Genomic DNA, 309 nt, shown 5'->3' on the forward strand with positions numbered 1-309 from the left:
ACTTCTACTATATAAAAAATAGTAGTGCGAACCAATGCCTTGGCCTGCACTACTAATCTTAGTATGTTTTCTTTTTTTAACTGTTCAATTGCTATAGGATAAGCTGGATTCTTATCGACTGTTATCACACGTGGCTTTGAAACATGAAAAGACCGCAAAGCTTTCTTGAAAAAGCGCTTTGCAGCCTTATGATCTCTTGTTTTGCTTAGGCAAAAATCGATTGTGTTTCCGTTCGAATCAACAGCACGATACAGGTACATCCATTGACCTTTTACTTTGATATATGTTTCATCGACTCTCCAAGAGTCA

General features: G+C 37.2%; 1 protein-coding gene. It reads right to left on the reverse strand.

The window, feature by feature from the left end:
- Positions 1-309, reverse strand: a 309-nt coding sequence (locus JDS80_RS30850; RefSeq protein ID WP_199640833.1) for a DDE-type integrase/transposase/recombinase, incomplete at both ends; no start/stop codon positions are given.

The sequence above is a fragment of the Bacillus cereus group sp. N8 genome (assembly GCF_016483685.1).
Taxonomy (GTDB): Bacteria; Bacillota; Bacilli; order Bacillales; family Bacillaceae_G; genus Bacillus_A; species Bacillus_A proteolyticus.